The sequence below is a fragment of the Kribbella polygonati genome (genome assembly GCF_050320105.1).
Classification (GTDB): Bacteria; Actinomycetota; Actinomycetes; order Propionibacteriales; family Kribbellaceae; genus Kribbella.
On sequence record NZ_CP190129.1, the window covers coordinates 2,656,948 to 2,676,559 of the forward strand.

The following is a 19,612-nucleotide window of genomic DNA, read 5'->3' on the forward strand; positions in this document are numbered from 1 at the left end:
GGTGCGGCGCCGGAAGCCCGCTCCGGCCCCCAGCAGCTGTCAGGCCTTCTGTACCTCGCCGGTCTTCTGCTCGATCCCGACGCGGCTCTTGCGGTAGCCGTACAGCGCGTAGATCACGAACCCGATCACCATCCAGACCAGGAACCGGATCCAGGTCTCGATCGACAGGTTCAGCATCAGGTAGACGCAGATCACCGCGGCCAGGATCGGGATCACCGGGCTGCCCGGCACCCGGAACGAGCGCTTGATGTCCGGCCGGCTGCGGCGCAGCAGCGGCACCGCGATCGAGACCAGCGTGAACGCGGCCAGCGTGCCGATGTTCACCATCTCCTCGAGCTTCCCGATCGGCGTGACGCCGGCGATGATCGCCACCACGACGCCGATGCCGATCGTCAGCCGGTACGGCGTACCCCACTTCGGGTGCGTCTTGCCGAGTTGCTTGGGCATCAGGTGGTCACGGCTCATCGCGAACACCACCCGGGCCGCGCCGATCATCAGCGTCAGTACAACGGTGGTCAGGCCGGCGACCGCACCGGCCGAGATCAGCGTCGCGAAGCCGCCCTTGCCGACCGACTTGAACGCCTCCGCCAGCGCGGCCTCGCCGTTGATGTCGGTGTACTTCACCATGCCGGTGATCACGATGCAGACCAGCACGTACAGCACCGTGCAGATCGCCAGCGAGCCGATGATGCCGCGCGGCAGGTCGCGCTGCGGGTTCTTGGCCTCCTCGGCCGTGGTCGCGACCACGTCGAACCCGATGAACGCGAAGAACACCAGCGACGCGCCGGACACCAGGCCCATGATCCCGAACGTCGACGGCGTGAACCCGAAGATCGCCTGGAACAGCGGCGTGGTCACGTCCACGCCGCCACCCGGCGCCGGGACGCTCGGCGGCACGAACGGCGTCAGGTTCGAGCCCTTGATGTAGAACAGGCCGGCGACGATCACGAACAGCACCACGAACAGCTTGATCGCGACCAGTACCAGGTTGACCCGCATCGACTCCTTGATGCCGATCGTCGCCAGTGTCGCCAGCACCAGGACCAGCAGCATCGCCAGCACGTTCACGTGACTGTCCGGCCCGATCGAGTCCGGCCAGCCGAGGCCGATCTGATCGAGGAACAGTTTCGCGTACGTCGACCAGCCCTGCGACACGACGCTTGCCCCGAGCATCAACTCGAGCAGCAGGTCCCAGCCGATGATCCAGGCGAAGATCTCACCGAGCGAGAAGTACGAGAACGTGTACGCCGAACCGGACACCGGCACGGTCGACGAGAACTCGGCGTAGCACAACGCGGCCAGCGCGCAGCAGACCGCGGCGAGAACGAAGGACAGTGCGATCCCCGGGCCGGCGTACAGCTTGGCCGCACGCCCGGTCAGGGTGAAGATGCCGGCACCGATGATGACACCGATACCGAAGACGGTCAGGTCGATCGCGGTGAGGCGTTTCTTGAGCTGGTACTCCGGCTCGTCCGTGTCGGCGATCGACTGCTCGATCGTCTTCTTCCGCACAAGACTCATCTGCGCCTCCTCGAAGTGGACGGAACCCTTCGAGGTTGCCCTCTCTGACGGGATGAGGTCAAACCGCCACTCAGCGTTGCGGCCGGTATGTTGTGAGTGCGGTCCACAGGCTGGCTTCGGTCAGGCCGGTACGTTCCTGCAGAATCCGGTCACGCGACGCCTGGTCCACGCCGTTCCGCGCCATGTCCTCGTAGAGCTCCTCCACCTTCTGAAGCCCGACCTGGTGGACGAGGTACTGCACGGCCAGCCAGCTCACGCCGTACACGTCCGCGGAGTTCTGGTAGAAGCCGTTGTCACCCGGTAGCGAGGACAGCTGCGGTACGGCGGTGTCGACGACCTCCTGCTCCCACTTGACCACCTCGCCCGGCCCACTGATCGCCTCGATCCCCCGCCAGGACACGTATTCGGCAGCCCCCTCGGCCAGCCAGAGCGGCTCGTACCCGCCGAGCGCCGCGGTCACCACGTGGGTGATCTCGTGCGACAGCAGGATCTCGTCGACCTTGTCGCGCTGGTTCGGGTTGATCACGATGTACCCGCCGGCGACCGTGCCGTCGGCGGTGTCCTGGCCGGGCAACGACGAGAACGTCGACCCGGTACTGGCCGCGGACTCGATATCCTCGTCGGCGAACCGGGCGTCCCGGACGTCGGTCTTGTCGAGTGCGATCACCAGCACTGACCCGTTCCACTTCAGCGGCCAGTACGCCGTCACCTCGGCCAGGCCCTCGTTCGCGGCACGCACGATCGCCCGGCCGCGCTTGGTGTCGCCCTTCTCGACGATCACCATCACCCGCGGCGCCCGCTGTACCTCGATCCGGCCGAGGTCCCACGCCTCGCGGTGCGCACCCGGGCCGAGGTCCGGGTCGAGCTCGCTGTCCGAGGTCAGCAGCCAGTGGCCGTCGCGGGCGATGAACGTGTAGCCGAGCTCGGTCGTCACCGGCGTGAAGTCGACCTTGGGGATCTGGTATCGCATCAGGATCCGGACCAGGTACGTCGTACGCCCGTGGGCCTTGAGCAGCGCCGGGTTGAAGCGTTCCTCGGCCTGGCTGTAGCCGATCTCGGTGAAGCCGATCTCCATCAGGTTCGCGAACAGGATCTTCTGCGCGGCGACCAGCTTCGTGTTCAGCGGATCCACGTCGGCCAGGAACTGCTGCTCGTTGCCGGTCTGCACGGCGCCGGCCCGCCGGACCAGGATCGTGTCGATCGCCACCCTTCGGGCCGCGACGGCCTCGGCGATCCGCGACGGCTTGGTGGTGCGAACGGGGCTCGGCGCGGCAGCGCGCTCCCGGAGGTCCTGTTCCCGTTGTTCAACGGTGTAGACGACACCGCCGGAGACCAGGAGCACCGCCAGCAGCAGACCCAGCCACCGCCTCATGCTGCTGCGGCTGCTTTCAGGGCACGGAAGAGTCCGGCCTCTGTCATTCCGAGGTGTTCGAGCATGATCCGGTCGCGGTCCTTCTGCGTGACGCCGAGTGAGGCGAGCTCACGGTACAGCGTCCCCACCTCGGTCCCGCCGAACCGCGTGAACAGGTAGTCGAGCGCCAGCCAGGACAGCGGGTACGAGCTGTCGGCCTGGTCGAAGAACGTCGCGTCCGCGGGCAGCGCCGTCGCCTTCGCAAGGTACTTCGTCCGGACGTCCAGCCGGTACTGCGCGATCGCCAGGTCCTTCTGCCCCGCCATCGGCAGGAACTCGACGTACGTCGCGGCGCCCTCGACCAGCCAGCGCGGCGCGTACGGCCCGTACGGCGCGGTCGCGACATGGGTGAACTCGTGCGCGAGGGTGCGCGCGTCGACCTTGGTGCGGTTGTACGGGTTCACCACGACGTACGAGTCGGCCCGCTCCCCTTCGCCGGTGACCTCGCCGGGCAGTGTGCGGTACACGAAAGTCGCCATCGCGAGCGCGTCCTCGGCGTTCTTCGGCTGCGTGTAGTCGGCGCCACGGACCACCTTGTCGTCGAGCGCGATCACCACGCCGGACCCGTTCCACCCGCCGGGCCAGTTCTTCGACACCGCCTGGACGGCGTTCTGCGACATCGCGACGAACTTGTCCGCGAGCGCCGTCTGCCCCTGCTCGACGACCACGAGGACCCGCGGCGCGCGCTTCACCAGCACCGGGCCGAAGTCCCAGGCCTCCTCGTGCGAGCCGCGCGGGAGGCGCTTGTCGAGGTCGGAGTCGGACACCAGCATCCAGCTCCCGTTCGGCCGCCGACTGAAGGTGTACCCGAGCATCGCGCGCACCGGCACCAGGTCGATGCCGCGGAGCTGGTACTCCATCGCGACCGCGACCAGGTACGTCGACGGGCCGTACTTCTGCGCGATCGTGTCGTCGTACTGCTGGGCGAGCTGCTGGTAGGCGAGCTTGGCGAAACCGAACTGGCGGAGGTTCGCGAAGAGCGTGTGCTGCCGCGCGACGAGCTTGGTGTCCGCGGCGTCGACGTCCGCGACGAACTCCTGCTCGTTACCGGTCAGCACCGCCTGCGCGCGGCGCTGCAGCACCTGGTTGACGGCCGCGGACCGGGCCGCCAGGTCGATCGCCGGCGTACTCGGGCCCGCATCGGCCGCGTCGTCGGCGTGCTGGCTCGAGTAGTGCAGGTACAGCCCGCCGCCCACGGCGGCCGCGACGAGGGCCAGCGACAGCAGGATCGGCCAGACCCGCGACCGCCGGCGGACGGCGGCGTGCCTGCTGTGTCGCCCTCCCCCGTCAGACATGGTGCCTGGCTAAGCGTTCCGGCCGCCGGCCCGGTCCGGCTCGTCGAGAGACGCGTCGACGTGCTGCGTGAGCTGCTCGGTGATCTCCCGCGCGACCTCCTGCCCGGTCAGCCCGATCTCCTGCAGTACGGCGGCCCGCTTCGCGTGCTCGAGGAACACCTGCGGTACGCCGAAGTCGCGGAACGGCGTCCGGACGCCGCCGTCGCGGAGCGCCTGCGCGATCATCTCGCCGACCCCGCCGGCCCGGCCGTTGTCCTCGATCGTGACGACCAGCTTGAAGTCCGCGGCCAGCTCGACCAGCTCCGCCGGCACCGGCTTCACCCAGCGCGGGTCGACCACGGTGACACCGAAGCCGTGCGCCTCGAGCCGCTGCGCGACGTCCATCGCGGTCGCCGCCATCGCACCGATCCCCACCAGCAGCACGTCCTGGCCGGAACGGTTCAGTACGTCGACGGACCCGACGCGGTCGATCTGCTCGATGTCCGGGAACACCTCGCCCTTCGCGAACCGCAGCGCGGTCGGGACGTCGTCCACGTCCACGGCCTCGTTCAGCAACTCCTGGAGGCGCTTGCCGTCCCGCGGCGCGGCCAGCCGCAGACCCGGGACCAGCTGCAGCAGCGACATGTCGTACACGCCGTTGTGGGTCGGGCCGTCGTCACCGGTGACACCGGCACGGTCGAGGATGAACGTGACGCCGCACTTGTGCAGCGCGACGTCCATCAGGGTCTGGTCGAAGGCCCGGTTGAGGAACGTCGAGTACAGGCACACGACAGGATGCAGGCCGCCGAGCGCCAGACCGGCAGCGCTGGTCACCGCGTGCTGCTCGGCGATCCCGACGTCGAACGTCCGGCCCGGGAACTCGTCCGCGAACGGCGCCAGTCCGGTCGGGTGCAGCATCGCCGCCGTGATCGCGACCACGTCCGGGCGCCGGTGGCCGATCTTCACCAGCTCGTCGGAGAACACGTCGGTCCAGCCGCGCGGCTTGTTCGCCGGGCGGACCTGGTGCAGGTTGTCCTCCTCGTCCTGCTCGGCGGCCGGGTAGCCGAAGCCCTTCTTGGTCACCGCGTGCACGATCACCGGGCCGCCGAAGGCCTTCGCGTTCCGCAGCGCGTCCTCGAGCGCCTGCCGGTCGTGGCCGTCCACCGGGCCGACGTACTTCAGGCCGAGGTCCTCGAACATGCCCTGCGGGGCGAGCATGTCCTTCAGGCCCTTCTTCACCCCGTGCAGCACCTCGTACATCGGCGGGCCGACGTACGGCGTCCGGCCGAGGTTCTTCTTGATCAGGTCGAGGATCTTCTCGTACCGCGGGTTCGTGCGCAGGCTGGTCAGGTGGGTCGCGAGGCCGCCGACGGTCGGGCTGTACGAGCGGCCGTTGTCGTTGACGATGATGACCAGGTTCAGGTCCTTGGCGGCGGCGATGTTGTTCAGCGCCTCCCAGGCCATGCCGCCGGTCAGCGCGCCGTCGCCGATCACCGCGACCACGTGCCGGTTCTCGCCGCGCAGCCGGTACGCCTTCGCGAGGCCGTCGGCGTACGACAGGGCCGTCGAGGCGTGGCAGTTCTCGACGATGTCGTGCTCCGACTCGGACTGGCTCGGGTACCCGGACAGGCCGCCCTCCTGGCGGAGGGTGCCGAAGTCCTTCGCCCGGCCGGTGACCAGCTTGTGCACGTACGCCTGGTGACCGATGTCGAACACCAGGCGGTCGCGCGGGGAATCGAAGACCCGGTGCATGGCGAGTGTGATCTCGACCATGCCGAGGTTCGGGCCGAGGTGGCCGCCGGTGCGGGTCACCGTGTCGACCAGCACGTCACGGATCTCGGTCGCCAGATCGGTCAGCTGCTGATCCGTCAGCTTCTTGAGGTCTTCCGGACCCTCCACCGTCTCCAGCACGCGCATCGAGCTCCTCCCGCAGGTAGTCCTCGAATGCTCTCACATTCCAAGACGTCGGCCAGGAGTGGCTGGTTCGAAGGTGTGCTGGGTCTCACTTAGGGTGACTGCTATGGAGATGGTGAGGACCCTGTTCCGGAAGTACGACGGGCAGCCGCACCGCCTGGTCGAGGCGATCCGGCTCGGCGAGGACGAGCACGGCCTGTGGGTCGGCTCGCTCCCCGGCAGCCAGGGTCAGCGCGCCGACGGCAGCTGGAAGTCCATCGACCACCACCGCGTCCGGCTGTTCCCGCGCGGGCAGTGGTGGAGCGCGCTGTTCAACGACGTACCGCACCAGACGGCGATCTACTGCGACATCACGATGCCGGCCGAGTTCGGCGTCGACTCGGTGACCGCCGTCGACCTGGACCTCGACATCCGCCTGCTCCGCGACGGCACCGTGCACGTGATGGACGAGGACGAGTTCCACGAGCACCAGGTCCGCTACGGCTACCCGCCCCAGGTGGTCGCCACCGCGCGCGCCGTCTGCGACCACCTGGCCGCCACCATCACCACCGCGGAGCCGTTCGTGACCGCGTACAAGCCGTACCTGGAGCAGATCCGCTCGCTGACGCCCTGAGCCGATAGGTTGAGGCTCATGCGCGATGTCCGGGTGGTGTACCGCAAGTACGACGAGAAGCTGCACTGGCACCAGTGGATGCGGTATCTCGGCGAGGACGAGTACGGCGTGTGGCTGGGCGCACCGGCCGGGTCGGTGTCGCAGCGCGGGGCCGAGCCCGAGGTGACGCAGGAGCAGGCGCACGTGCAGCTGTTCCCGCGGGACAAGTGGTTCACCGCGATCTTCAACGACGCGCCGCGGTACACCGAGATCTACGCCGACATCACGACGCCGGTCGAGTTCTCGGACGACGTGGTGACGATGATCGACCTCGACCTGGACGTGATCAAGCGCCGCGACGGGACTGTCTTCGTCGACGACGAGGACGAGTTCGCCGAGCACCAGGTGAAGTACTCGTACCCGCCGGACGTGATCGCCACCGCCCAGCAGACCTGCGACTGGCTCGTCCAGGCCGTCTCCACCGAGGAGCCGTTCCTGACCGTGTACAAGACCCACCTGGACAAGATCCGCTAACGCACCTGGTGCACGCTCAGGGTGCCGTTCTTGAGCATCATCAGGCCAGGGAGCGGTCCGTGCTGACCGGCGTACATGTCGGCGACCGGGGCCACGGTCAGGTAGAGGTGCTGCCCGGCGGGGACGTCGACCGCGATCGCCGGCAGCTCGAAGGTACGGCGTACGCCGTGCGCCGCGCGTTGTTCGCGCAGCGGCATGGTGTTGTTCTGCACGACCTTGGCGGTGAGCGGGTTCTTGCCGACGCTGAGCGCGAAGTACGCCGCCGACTGCGGGATGATCGTGTAGACGTCCGCGGTCACGGTCGGCGTACCGGCGATCGTGACCGGGCCCTTCGCGATCGGCAGGCTGACCGGCAGGCCGACACCGGTCGGTACGACGATCTTGCCGAGCGGGTAGCGCTTGTTCGGCGTCAGGCTCCGTTGGGTGAGGCAACGACCGTCGGCGGTGGACAGGTGGTATGCACCGAAGCCGGTCAGCCCTTCCGCCTTGTGCAGCAGCTTCTCCTGCATGAAGCGGATCGACAGGCCGGAGAAGTTCGGTGAGCCGAGCGCGATCGAGCACGGGTCCCCCGGCGTCGCGTAGCCCGGCGGTACGACGGCCGGCAGCGTGTGGCCGCCGTTGTACCCGACGAAGATCGACCGCGCCCGGGCCTTCGCCGTCAGCGCGTGGCCGAAGTTCATCAGGCCCTGGTTGAGGTTGAACAGGTTGTCGGAGATGCCCTGGCCGAACAGCACCGGGATGTCGAGCTTGCGGCCCTGCGCCACGTGCCAGGCGGGCCCGTTGTGCGCGAAGAACGCGTCCAGGTCCCGCCCGGCCTGCCCGCTCGGCCAGGCGCCGGTCGCGATCAGCGCGACGAACGCCTTCGAGACCGCCGGCGGCAGGTGTGTCCCTCCGCCCGCGAACAGGATCGACAGCCACAGCGTCCGGGCCGCCTCCTGCGGCGCGAGGCTCTGCTTGAGATCCCACCAGGTGATCTCCGGCGCCAGCGCGTCGAACCGGGTCGCGCCACGGTCCCGCAGCTCGGTGAACGCGCCCGCGAACTGGTACCCGCCGCCGTACGACCCGCCGATCGCGCCGATCAGCGGGTCACCGGGGCGTTGCTTCGTCACCCAGTCCAGGCCCGCGACCAGGTCGACGAGCTTGACCACGTCGCGGCCCTCGTAGTCCGGGTTCATCACGTGCGCGACGCCGGTGCTCTGCCCGAAGCTCCGCTGATCGAAGCTCAGGACGCCGAACCCGGCGTCCAGCCACGCCTTGAACGCGGCCGGGTCCGTGGTCCGGCTGCCGCCCCAGCCGTGGCTGTGGAAGATCAGCGGCACGGTGTGCTGCTTCGTCGCGTTCGCGGGTCTGAACAGCGTGTAACAGATCTTCACGGGCGTGGTGGTCCCGGGCTCCGGCACCGAATCGACACATCCGTTGGTCACTGCTGCGTCGGCTGCCCGAGCCGGGACCACCGGCGACAGCAGCAGAGCGACCACACCGACCAGGGCAAGCACACGACGACGCACCATCAGTCACTCCCAGTGATCAACGGATCCCGCTTCGCACACGCTAGAGGACCGGCCGCGCGATGACCAGATCCCGCACCCAGATCCCGGCTCAGCCTTCGGCGAACCGATGGGTGGAAACGGCGTCGCCGCTGCGACACTGTGCCCGTGCATATCGCGATCGAGGTCGTGGCCCTCGTCGCCGTCGTCGCGGCCGGCGCCGCGCTGGCGCGACGGATCGGCATCTCGGCTCCCCTGCTGCTGGTGGTGATCGGGATCGCGGCGTCGTACCTGCCGTTCATCCCGCGCGTCGAGCTCTCGCCCGAGGTGGTGCTGGTCGGCTTCCTGCCGCCGCTGCTGTACTCGGCCGCGATCAAGACCAGCCTGGTCGACTTCAGCAAGCACCGGCGCTCGATCGGGCTGCTGTCCGTCGGCCTGGTCGCGTTCACCGCGCTCGGCGTCGGCGTGGTCGTGTGGTGGCTGCTCGGCCGGGTTGCGGCGTCGGTCGGTCAGCAGCCGCTGCCGTTCTGGGCCGCGTTCGCGATCGGCGCGGTGGTCGCGCCGCCGGACGCGGTCGCCGCCACCGCGATCGCCAAACGCGTCGGCCTGCCGCGCCGGATCGTCACGATCCTCGAGGGCGAGAGCCTGCTGAACGACGCCACCGCGCTCGTCTGTCTCCGGACGGCGGTCGCGGCCGCGGTCGTCGCCCCGACCGTGCTGCACGTCGGGCTGGACTTCCTGCGCGCGGCCGGTGGCGGCGTACTCGTCGGCGTCGTGGTGACGTTCGTGCTGGCGAAGATCCGCCGGCGGTTCACCGACCCGGTGCTGGACACCACGCTCAGCCTGACCGCGCCGTTCGTCGCCTACATCGCGGCCGAGAACCACTACATCCACGCATCCGGCGTGCTGGCCGTCGTCGTCACCGGTCTGCTGCTCGGGCACAAGGCGCCGATCATCCAGTCAGCCAAGTCGCGGATGTCGGAGCGGACCAACTGGCGCACGTTCCAGTTCCTGCTGGAGAACACGGTCTTCCTGCTGATCGGGCTGCAGACCCGGTGGATCCTCGACGACCTCACCGCGAGCCCACTGCCGGCCTGGCTGATCGCGACCACGACCGCCGCGGCGTTCGTCGCGGTCGTGCTGCTGCGGCCGATCTGGGTGATCCCGACGACGCTGCTGTCCCGCCGGTTCCTGGGGCCGTCGCGGCCCGGTCCGGTGTCCCGGCGCGCGCTGATCGTGGTGTCCTGGGCCGGGATGCGCGGCGTGGTCACGCTCGCGGCGGTTTTCACGCTGCCTCCGCAGACGCCGCACCGCGAGGTACTCGTCTTCATCGCGCTCGCCGTCACCGCGGGCACGCTGCTCGTCCAGGGCTCGACCCTCCCCTGGCTCGTACGCCGGTTGCGCCTGCCCGGACCGGACCCGGCGGAGGACGCGCTGCAGGAGGCCGCCGTACTGCAGGGAGCCCATCGGGCCGCGATCGCCAAGCTCGACGAGCTCGCCCAGCCGTCCGACCCGCCCGCCGTTCTCGACGTACTGCGGCAGCGTGGTGAGGCCCGCGCACAGGCGGCCTGGGAGCGGCTGGGGCGGCCGGAGAGCGAGTACGAGACGCCGAGCGAGGCGTACCGGCGGCTGCGGATCGCGATGCTCGAGGCGGAACGGTCGCACATCCTGAAGGTCCGCGACGCCGGGCTGGTCGCGGACGAGGTGCTGCAGCGGGCGCAGAGCGTGCTCGACATCGAGGAGTCGATCCTGGACCGCGACGAGGACGACGACGTCGGCGGGCGCTCCGAGGACCTGCGGCCGAAGGTGCCACCGGGCGGGGCGTGTGCGCACCTCGAGGAGGCGCCGCTGGTGGTCACGCCGAACACGCCGGACGGCTGTGAGGAGTGCCTGGCGACCGGCGGCTCGTGGGTACACCTGCGGCTGTGCCTCGGCTGCGGACACGTCGGCTGCTGCGACTCGTCGGTGATGAAACACGCCAGCAAGCACCACGACGCGACCAAACACCCGGTGATGCGCAGCTTCGAACCGGGTGAGACTTGGCGCTGGTGCTTCGTCGACGAGAAACTGGGCTGATGGCTGACTGCTTGTTCTGCTCGATCATCGCGGGTACGACGCCCGCGCAGATTGTCCTGGACACACCCGACGTCGTGGGCTTCCTCGACGTACGGCCGGTGTTCAAGGGGCACACCCTGCTCGTGCCGCGGGAGCACGTGCCGACGTTGGTCGAACTGCCGGACGAGTTGACCGTGCCGCTGTTCGGGGCGGCGCGTTCGGTGGCGGCCGCGGTACGGACGGCGTTCGACGCGCAGGGATCGTTCGTTGCCGTGAACAACGTTGTGTCGCAGTCGGTGCCGCATCTGCACGTCCACGTCGTACCGCGCACCAAGGGCGACGGCTTGCGCGGGTTCTTCTGGCCGCGGACGAAGTACGCCGACATGGCCGAGGCGGAGGAGTACGCCGGGAAGCTACGTGCCGCGCTGGCGGATTAGCTCGTACTCCACCTGCGGGAGCGGGTTGCCGTCGCCGAAGTCTCTGGTCTGGGTGGCGCCGGTCTCCGTGAAGCCGCACTTGGTGTAGAACCGGCGCGACTGTGGGGTGTCCCTCAGCGTCCAGAGATGCACGCGGTCGGTGTCCAGGTGCTGCAGCGTGGCTTCCATCAGCGCGACGGAGACGCCGCTTCCCCACCCGTCGGGATGCGTGTAGAAGCTGTAGATCTCCGCGAAGCCCTCGCGGGTCTCCGACGGCAGGCTCCACGACATCGCCAGCGGTCGGTCGCCGACGAACCCGAGCATCACGAGTCCGTTCCCGGCCGCCAGGCGCTCGTGCCACCTGCTCAGGCGGCTCTCAACCCCGTCCCGCGCAACGTCCGCGGAGAACAGCGGGCCGTAGGCAGCGCCCCACGACGCGGCGTGGATCACCCCGACGGCCGCCCCGTCAGCGGGCGTAGCCGGCCGTGCGGAGATGCGGCGCTCAGCGGACGGGTCGGTCAAGGCGGTCCTCCAGCTTGGTGAGCGCGCGTTCGACGGCCGCGCGAACGGTCTGGTCGGGGTCGTCCGCGAGCGGGCGGATCGCATCGGCGTGTTCGTACTCCCCCGCGGCACCGACCGCGCGTACCGCGGCCGCCCGCACCCGAGGCAACTCGTGCTCGAGCAACGGAAGCAGCGCATCGACAAGCTGCCCCAGCTCCCGCTGCGCGGTGATCTTCGCGACATGCTCCTGCACCCGCCACGCCGGATCCCGCGCCGCCTTCAGCAGCACGTCGACCAGATCGTCCCGCCACACATACAGGAAGACCCGAGCCGCCCACACCCGGATCCAGTAGTAGTTCACCGGATCGACCGGCGCCTTCCACCCACCCGGATTCTCCGCCCCGGTGATCGCCACCAACTTCGGCAGCGCCGCGCCGTACGCCTCCTCCCCCGAGATCTCCCCACTGAGGAAAGCGACGCACCAGTCGATCACGACGTCCGCACCGAACTCCGCGCAGGCGGCCCGAACCACCTCCCGCGGAGCATCCCTGGTCGCCATGCCCTCAGTAAATCGCAGCCTGGGGACAGTTCGGGGCCGGTCGGTAGAGCAACCGGCCCCTCTGCTGTTGGGTTCAGCCCGCGATCAGCGACCGCAGAACGTACTGCAGGATGCCGCCGTTGCGGTAGTAGTCCGCCTCACCAGGCGTGTCGATCCGGACGACCGCGTCGAACTCCTGCACGCCACCGTCGGGCGAGGTCGCCTTGACGTGCACCGTCCGCGGGACGGAGCCGTCGTTCAGCGCGGTGACGCCGGTGATGTCGAACGTCTCCTCGCCGGTCAGGCCGAGCGACTCCGCGTTCTCGCCCTCCGGGTACTGCAGGGGCAGGACACCCATGCCGATCAGGTTCGAGCGGTGGATGCGCTCGAAGGACTCGGTGATGACGGCCTTCGCGCCGAGCAGCGCCGTACCCTTGGCCGCCCAGTCACGGGAGGACCCGGAGCCGTACTCCTTGCCCGCCAGGATCACCAGCGGGGTGTTCTGAGCGGCGTACGCCTGGGCGGCGTCGTAGATCGTCGTCACCGGCGCGTCGGCCGTGGTGAAGTCGCGGGTGAAGCCGCCCTCGGTGCCCGGCGCGATCTGGTTCCGCAGCCGGATGTTCGCGAACGTACCCCGGATCATCACCTCGTGGTTGCCGCGGCGGGAACCGTACGAGTTGAAGTCCTTCCGGTCCACCCCGTGCTCGGCGAGGTACTTGCCGGCCGGGCTGTCGGCCTTGATCGAACCGGCCGGCGAGATGTGGTCGGTGGTGACCGAGTCGCCGAGCTTCGCCAGCACGCGCGCCCCGGCGATGTCGGTGACCGGCGACGGGTCCTTCGCCATCCCGTCGAAGTACGGAGGCTTCCGGACGTACGTCGACTCGCTGTCCCAGGCGAACGTCTTGCCCTCGGGCGTCGGTAGCGACTGCCAGCGCTCGTCACCGGCGAACACGTCCGCGTAGTCCTTCGCGAACATCTCCTTGTTGATCGAGCTGGCGATGGTCCGCTCGACCTCGTCGGCGCTCGGCCAGATGTCCTTCAGGAACACGTCGTTCCCGTCGGTGTCCTTGCCCAGGGCATCGTTCTCGAAGTCGAAGTCCATGGTGCCGGCCAGCGCGTACGCGATCACCAGCGGCGGCGACGCCAGGTAGTTCATCTTCACGTCCGGGTTGATCCGGCCCTCGAAGTTCCGGTTGCCGGACAGCACGCTGACGACCGCGAGGTCGGCTTCCTGGACGCCGGCCGAGATCGCCTCGGGCAGCGGGCCGGAGTTGCCGATGCACGTCGTACAGCCGTAGCCGACCAGGTGGAATCCGAGCTTCTCCAGGTACGGCGTGACGCCGGCCTTCTCGTAGTAGTCGGTGACGACCTTCGACCCGGGCGCGAGCGACGTCTTCACCCACGGCTTGGACGCGAGGCCCTTGTCGACCGCGTTCTTCGCGAGCAGCGCGGCGGCCAGCATGACCGACGGGTTCGACGTGTTGGTGCAGGAGGTGATGCTGGCGATCACGACGTGGCCGTGGTCCAGCTCGATCTCCTGGCCCTCCAGCGTGACCTTGGTCTTCTTCGACGGGCGGTCGCTCGCCGCCGCGACCTGGTGCGGGTTGTCGTCCGGGTGGCCGTGGCCGTTCGGCGCGTCGCTGGCCGGGAAGCTCCCGGTCTCCGACGGGTCGACGTCCTTCTCCTCGGCCGCGTAGTCCGGCAGCACGCCGCGGAACGACTCCTTGGCCTTGCTCAGCTCGATCCGGTCCTGCGGGCGCTTCGGGCCGGCGATCGACGGCACGACCGTCGACAGGTCGAGCTCGAGGTACTCCGAGAAGCGCGGCTCGACGTCCGGGTTGTGCCAGAGGCCCTGCTCCTTGGCGTACGCCTCGACCAGCGCGACGTCGTCGTCGGAGCGGCCGGTCAGCCGCAGGTAGTCCAGCGTCACGTCGTCGATCGGGAAGATCGCGCAGGTCGAGCCGAACTCCGGGCTCATGTTGCCGATCGTGGCGCGGTTCGCCAGCGGGACGGCCGCGACGCCGTCGCCGTAGAACTCGACGAACTTGCCGACCACGCCGTGCTTGCGCAGCATCTGGGTGATCGTCAGCACGACGTCGGTCGCGGTCGCGCCGGCCGGCACCGCCCCGGTCAGCTTGAAGCCGACGACCTTCGGGATCAGCATGCTGACCGGCTGGCCGAGCATCGCGGCCTCCGCCTCGATACCGCCGACGCCCCAGCCGAGCACGCCGAGGCCGTTCACCATCGTGGTGTGGCTGTCGGTGCCGACGCAGGTGTCCGGGTACGCCTGGCCGTTGCGGACCATCACCGTCCGCGCGAGGTGCTCGATGTTCACCTGGTGCACGATGCCGGTGCCCGGCGGGACGACCTTGAACTCGTCGAACGCGGTCTGGCCCCAGCGGAGGAACTGGTAGCGCTCCTTGTTCCGCCCGTACTCGAACTCGACGTTGCGCTCGAACGCGTCCGGCGTACCGAACACGTCGATGATCACCGAGTGGTCGATGACCAGCTCGGCCGGCGCCAGCGGGTTGATCTTGGTCGGGTCGCCGCCGAGCTCACCGACGGCCTCGCGCATCGTGGCCAGGTCGACCACGCACGGCACGCCGGTGAAGTCCTGCATGATCACCCGGGCCGGGGTGAACTGGATCTCGGTGTCGGGGGCCGCGTTCTGGTCCCAGTTGCCGAGCTTGGTGATGTGCTCGGCGGTGATGTTCGCGCCGTCCTCGGTGCGCAGCAGGTTCTCCAGCAGGACCTTCAGCGAGTACGGCAGTGTGTCCGCACCCTCGATGCCCGCCAACCTGAAGATCTCGTACGACTGCCCGTTGACCTCGAGTGCCCCCTTGGCACCGAAGCTGTCGACGCTCGCCATCAACCTGCTCCTCTGTCCAGTCCGTAAACTCTCTCGATATCAAGATACATGACATCGAGCCAACGTCGTGATGCGTTATGAAACCTGTGGAAGAACCTCGGACGCGATCAGGTCGAGGTGCTCCAGGTCGTGCAGATCGAGGATCTGCACGTACTGCCGGTCCGACCCCGCGGCGGCGTACTGGCCGAGACGCTCGACGACCTGGGCCGGCGTACCCGCGATGTCCTTATCCGGGTGCGGCTCCCGGCCGATCGCCGCGGCGCGCTGCTTCACCTCGGCGTCGTCCTTGCCGACGATCACCGTGTGCGCGGTGGACAGCGCGAGCGTTTTCCGGTCCCGCCCCGCCTCGTCGCAGGCCGCCCGTACCCGCTCGAACAGCGTCGCGGTCTCCTCGACGCTGCGGAAGCCGGCGTTGAACTCCGCCGCGTACTTCACGGCCAGCGCGGGCGTCCGCTTCTTGCCCGCGCCGCCGATGATGATCGGCGGGTGCGGCTGCTGCACCGGCTTCGGCAGCGCCGGCGAATCGGTGATCTGGTAGTGCTTGCCGTCGAAGTTGTACCTCTCCCCGACCGGCGTGTCCCACAGTCCGGTGATCAACTCGAGCTGCTCGGTCAGGATGTCGAACCGCCCCGGGGTGTCCGGGAAGTCCAGCCCGTACGCCTTGTGCTCCGCCTCGTACCAGCCGGCACCCAGCCCGAGCTCGACGCGGCCGCCGCTCATCTGGTCGACCTGCGCGACCGAGATCGCGAGTACGCCGGGGTTCCGGAACGTGGCCGAGCTGACCAGCGTGCCGAGCTTGATCCGCTGCGTCTCACGGGCCAGCCCCGCGAGCGTGATCCACGAGTCGGACGGCCCCGGAAGCCCGTCGCCGTCGCCCATCACGAGATAGTGGTCGGAACGGAAGAACGCGTCGAACCCGTTCTCCTCCGTCTTGCGCGCGACGGCGAGAAGGTCGTCGTACGACGCGCCCTGCTGAGGTTCGGTGAAGATCCTGAGAAGCATGGCGCCAACGCTATCGCGCGCTCGTGTACAGCTTCTCCAGATACGACGGCTGCCACTGCGGGCCGCGGTCGTACAGCCGGCGGACCAGCCCGTCCACGTCGAGCCGCTCCTCGACCGGGTTGTCCCACCAGTCCGGCACCTGGTCGTACCACCGGTCGATCCGCAGCGTCCGCCCCGCCGCGTCGATCCGCGCGAACAACCAGCCCCCCTGCTCGCTCCGCGCCTCGGTCAGCCACAGGTCCCCCAGCAGCCCACTGAGCCGGTCGGCCGCGAACTCCGGATCGTCCACCTCCGGCGGCTCCAGATCGAACCGGTACGACGGCGCGTTCGGATCCAGCACCTGCACCTGAATCGTGAACCCCGAAGGCACCACCGCCGTCCGCGCCCGGCACCAGGCCCGCAGCGCCTCCACCGCCTCCGACTCCCCCGGCCGAGGCCGAGGCCGCTCCACCTCGGCCCGCATAGCCTCCTCGATCGACCCCACCTCAGGCACAACCCGAGGCCCCCCACCCCCCACCACCCCAACCCCAGGCACCACCATCGGCGCCACTACAACCCCGTCAGCGTCCCCAACCACCGGCAACGCCCCAGTAGGCGTGTCATCCTCCAAGTCCCCGCCAACCCGACCCCACGGCGCCACCCCACCGTCCTCATGCCACACACCCTCATACGCCGCATCCCCGAGGCGACCGTCACCCCCAGGCCCCTCATACAGCCCCGCACCACGGTCCCCAGCACCCACTGGATCGCCATACGCCCGCACATCACGGCCTCCAGCACCCGCCAGGTCGCCGTACGCCCGCACATCACCGCCCCCAGCACCCGCCGGATCGCCGTCCCCCCGCACGTCACGGCCCCCAGCACCCGCCAGGTCGCCGTACGCCCGCGCATCACCGCCCCCAGCACCCGCCGGATCGCCGTGCGCCCGCACATCACCGCCCCCAGCACCCGCCAGGTCGTCATACGCGCGCACGTCAACGCCCCTAGCACCCGCCGCGTCGCCGTGCATCCGCACATCGCGATCCCCAGCACCTGCCGCTTCGCCGTACGCCCGCACATCACCGCCCCCGGCACCCGCCGCGTCGCCGTACGCCCGCACATCGCGATCCCTGGCACGTGCCGCTTCGCCGTACGCCGGTGCATCGCCGTACGTCCGCGCGTCCTCGTGCGCCGCAGACGGTGAGTCGCCGTGCGGCACGCTCTCCAACCCGGCCACCGGCTGCATCTCAGGCTGATGCTCCGGGGCAGCGTCGGGCAGCGGGTCCGGCTCGGACTCCGCAGGCGCAGGATCAGGTTCAGGATCCGGGAACGGCTCAGGCAAAGGCTCAGGCCCCGGCTGAGGCACAGGATCGGGCTCAGGCTCCGGAAGCGGCTCCGGCTCCGGCCCCGGAACAGGCTCAGGCCCAGGAACAGGACCCGGCCCGGGCTCAGGCCCCGGGGTTGGCTCCGGTCCCGGGATTGGCTCCGGCACTGGAACTGGCTCGGGACCTGGAACCGGCTCCGGACCTGGGATCGGGCCTGGGCCGGGCACGGGCTCCGGGCTCGGCCCAGGTGCCGGCCCGGGGGTTGGACCAGGTACGGGGGTCGGACCGGGTACGGGGGTCGGACCGGGTACGGGTGGAGTGGGCTCGGGCCAAGGCGCCGGGTGAGGTTCCGGTTGGGGCCACGGCTCGGGGTGAGGTTGCGGCCACGGCTGCGGCTGAGGGTAAGGCTCTACCTGACCTTCAACCCCATACCGCTCACCCTCAGGTACGCCGACCCCTGCCGCATCGCCCTGCACAGCAGGTACGGCCGGAATCTCCGCAGTCTGATCATCCGGATCCAACTCCACACCGACGGAACCCGCCGCCGAACTCTGCTCGGCGACGTACGACCCACCCTCAGCCCGCATCCCACCCGGAACGTCGCCCGCAAGCCCACGCCCATCCGCGAACTGCCCACCGGTGAACTGCTCCGCAGGCGTACCGGCCACAGGCGCAAACGGAGACGGCCCCGTAAACGAAGCCAGCTCCTCATCATCGCCGTCCCCACCCGCACCCACAGGCTCCTCGGCGAGAACCGCAGCGATCTCAGCGGTAGGCGCGTCATCGTCCTCAAGATCAACAACCGCACCAAACGGAGAGCCCGCAGAAGCCCCATCCCCAGACCCAGCACCCGCCCGCGCCTCACCTGCCGCCGAAGCCCCAGACAACGCCTCAGGCGCAAACGGCGAGCCCGCCGCCTCCTCATCCGCACGATCAGCACGCGCGTCCGACGAACCCGCCGACTCCGCGCCGGCGACCGAAGACGCCGCGAACGGCGAACCGGTCGGCACCTCGTCCGCCAAGTCCGCACGCCCCCGCGACAAATCACCCGTCGCGCCGAACGGCGACCTAGTGGGAGTGTCATCTGCAGGCTCGATAGGCGCATGAGGTGCACCAGGCGCCGGGGACCCCGTGAACGCCCCCGGAGCGAACGGTGATCCGGTCGGGCCTTCGTCGTCCGACGCTGCGCCCGCCAGCGACCCTCCGGGCCGTCCCACGGCAGGTTGGCCGCTGGTCGGGCCAAGCGGCGCGAACGGAGAACCGGTCGGAACGTCGTCCGCAGAGTCCGCGAGGTCCCGCGGCGCGCCAGCCGACCGGGCGAACGGGGAGCCCACCGGGGTGTGGTCCGCAGATTCGGCGGGCGCATGGGGTGCACCAGGTGCTGGGGCCTGGGTGAGCGCCGACGGGGTGAACGGCGAGCCGGTGGAGGCCTCGTCGTCCGGCGCGGCACCGGACAGCGAGGACTGCCCCGCGGCCGGGTCCCCGGCAGACGGAGGCCGCCTGGCGAACGGGGAGCCTGTCGGGGTGTCGTTCGCGGGGTCGGTGGGCGAATGGGGCGCACCAGGCGCCGGGGCCCGCGTGAACGCGGACTGGGCGAACGGGGATCCGGTGGGGACCTCGTCGTCCGATGCGGCGCCGTTCAGCGAGGGCTGCTCCGCCGCGGGGTCGCCTGCGGACGGGGGGCGCGGGGCGAACGGGGAGCCTGTCGGGCTGTCGTCCGCGGGGTCGGCGGGCGAATGGGGCGCACCAGGCGCCGGGGCTCGCGTGAATGCCGACGGGGCGAACGGCGAGCCGGTGGGGACCTCGTCGTCCGGCGCGGCGCCGGACAGCGAGGGCTGCCCCGCGGCCGGATCGCCAGCGGATGAGGAGCGCGGGGCGAGCGGGGAGCCTGGTGTGTGGGGTGTGCCGGGTGGCGGGGCGCTCGGTGGTGTGGGGGGTGCGCCCAGTGTCGGGGTGCTCGGCGGGGTGTGGGGTTGGGTGGGTTCGGCGGGTGGGTTTTCTATCCATTCGCCGTTGACCCAGCGGGGGCCGGTCCACTGCGGGGCGGGGGTTTCGTCGGTGAAGGGGGTGTAGGCGCTGGTGGGCTCCTGGTCGGGCCAGGAGGGTTGTTCCGCGGTTTCCCAGTCCTGGTCGGGGGCGGGAGTTGCCGCGGCGGGGGCGTCGGCGAAGAGGCTGTTGTAGAAGTCGTCGCCTT

At 69.7% G+C, this 19,612-nt stretch carries 15 protein-coding genes; 5 read left to right on the plus strand and 10 right to left on the minus strand.

Features of this window, described 5'->3' with window-relative positions:
* Positions 1-39: 39 nt before the first annotated feature.
* The 4 genes from ACQHIV_RS12735 to dxs all read right to left on the minus strand — a co-directional run bounded on the left by ACQHIV_RS12735 (position 40) and on the right by dxs (position 6,123).
* Positions 40-1,521 (minus strand): amino acid permease, encoded by a 1,482-nt coding sequence (locus ACQHIV_RS12735; RefSeq protein WP_427893939.1) that lies wholly within the window; start codon positions 1,519-1,521, stop codon positions 40-42.
* Between the two features lie 70 nt (positions 1,522-1,591).
* The gene (locus ACQHIV_RS12740; protein WP_427893941.1) at positions 1,592-2,893 is read right to left on the minus strand and encodes a hypothetical protein; all 1,302 of its coding nucleotides are present in this window, start codon (positions 2,891-2,893) and stop codon (positions 1,592-1,594) included.
* Positions 2,890-4,227, minus strand: a complete 1,338-nt coding sequence (locus ACQHIV_RS12745) for a hypothetical protein (RefSeq protein ID WP_427893943.1) — start codon at positions 4,225-4,227, stop codon at positions 2,890-2,892. Before ACQHIV_RS12745 ends, ACQHIV_RS12740 begins: the two co-directional genes overlap by 4 nt.
* A 9-nt stretch (positions 4,228-4,236) precedes the next feature.
* Positions 4,237-6,123, minus strand: coding sequence for a 1-deoxy-D-xylulose-5-phosphate synthase (gene dxs, locus ACQHIV_RS12750; RefSeq protein ID WP_427893945.1), 1,887 nt, complete (start codon positions 6,121-6,123; stop codon positions 4,237-4,239).
* Positions 6,124-6,226: 103 nt separating this feature from the next.
* Between dxs and ACQHIV_RS12755 the strand changes: the two genes are divergently transcribed.
* Together ACQHIV_RS12755 and ACQHIV_RS12760 are read left to right on the plus strand one after the other, a co-directional pair.
* Positions 6,227-6,733, plus strand: a complete 507-nt coding sequence (locus ACQHIV_RS12755; RefSeq protein ID WP_427893947.1) for a DUF402 domain-containing protein — start codon at positions 6,227-6,229, stop codon at positions 6,731-6,733.
* Positions 6,734-6,751: 18 nt separating this feature from the next.
* Positions 6,752-7,246 carry a DUF402 domain-containing protein gene (locus tag ACQHIV_RS12760; protein ID WP_427893949.1) on the plus strand — a complete coding sequence of 165 codons (495 nt, stop codon included), beginning with the start codon at positions 6,752-6,754 and terminating at the stop codon, positions 7,244-7,246.
* Here ACQHIV_RS12760 and ACQHIV_RS12765 read toward each other — a convergent pair.
* Positions 7,243-8,757 carry a CocE/NonD family hydrolase gene (locus ACQHIV_RS12765; RefSeq protein ID WP_427893951.1) on the minus strand — a complete coding sequence of 505 codons (1,515 nt, stop codon included), beginning with the start codon at positions 8,755-8,757 and terminating at the stop codon, positions 7,243-7,245. The two genes, ACQHIV_RS12760 and ACQHIV_RS12765, sit on opposite strands and share 4 nt — an antisense overlap.
* Positions 8,758-8,901: 144 nt before the next feature.
* Between ACQHIV_RS12765 and ACQHIV_RS12770 the strand changes: the two genes are divergently transcribed.
* Positions 8,902-10,809: a Na+/H+ antiporter gene (locus tag ACQHIV_RS12770; RefSeq protein ID WP_427893953.1), complete on the plus strand. Its 1,908-nt coding sequence runs from the start codon at positions 8,902-8,904 to the stop codon at positions 10,807-10,809.
* The gene (locus ACQHIV_RS12775; RefSeq protein ID WP_427893954.1) at positions 10,809-11,225 is read left to right on the plus strand and encodes an HIT family protein; all 417 of its coding nucleotides are present in this window, start codon (positions 10,809-10,811) and stop codon (positions 11,223-11,225) included. Before ACQHIV_RS12770 ends, ACQHIV_RS12775 begins: the two co-directional genes overlap by 1 nt.
* Here the strand turns inward: ACQHIV_RS12775 and ACQHIV_RS12780 are convergent.
* The 5 genes from ACQHIV_RS12780 to ACQHIV_RS12800 all read right to left on the minus strand — a co-directional run bounded on the left by ACQHIV_RS12780 (position 11,202) and on the right by ACQHIV_RS12800 (position 16,577).
* Positions 11,202-11,726 (minus strand): N-acetyltransferase family protein, encoded by a 525-nt coding sequence (locus ACQHIV_RS12780; protein ID WP_427893956.1) that lies wholly within the window; start codon positions 11,724-11,726, stop codon positions 11,202-11,204. The genes ACQHIV_RS12775 and ACQHIV_RS12780 overlap by 24 nt on opposite strands.
* Positions 11,707-12,264 carry a HEAT repeat domain-containing protein gene (locus ACQHIV_RS12785; RefSeq protein WP_427893958.1) on the minus strand — a complete coding sequence of 186 codons (558 nt, stop codon included), beginning with the start codon at positions 12,262-12,264 and terminating at the stop codon, positions 11,707-11,709. The genes ACQHIV_RS12780 and ACQHIV_RS12785 overlap by 20 nt, the downstream gene beginning before the upstream one ends.
* Positions 12,265-12,337: 73 nt before the next feature.
* Positions 12,338-15,112 (minus strand): aconitate hydratase AcnA, encoded by a 2,775-nt coding sequence (gene acnA, locus ACQHIV_RS12790; protein ID WP_427893960.1) that lies wholly within the window; start codon positions 15,110-15,112, stop codon positions 12,338-12,340.
* 75 nt (positions 15,113-15,187) lie between these two features.
* Entirely contained in the window at positions 15,188-16,114 is a 927-nt protein-coding gene (locus tag ACQHIV_RS12795) for an LLM class F420-dependent oxidoreductase (RefSeq protein ID WP_427893962.1), read from the minus strand.
* A gap of 10 nt (positions 16,115-16,124) precedes the next feature.
* Positions 16,125-16,577 carry a hypothetical protein gene (locus ACQHIV_RS12800; protein ID WP_427893964.1) on the minus strand — a complete coding sequence of 151 codons (453 nt, stop codon included), beginning with the start codon at positions 16,575-16,577 and terminating at the stop codon, positions 16,125-16,127.
* A 189-nt stretch (positions 16,578-16,766) separates the two neighbouring features.
* Between ACQHIV_RS12800 and ACQHIV_RS12805 the strand changes: the two genes are divergently transcribed.
* Positions 16,767-17,297, plus strand: coding sequence for a hypothetical protein (locus tag ACQHIV_RS12805; protein WP_427893966.1), 531 nt, complete (start codon positions 16,767-16,769; stop codon positions 17,295-17,297).
* The last annotated feature ends 2,315 nt before the right edge of the window (positions 17,298-19,612 follow it).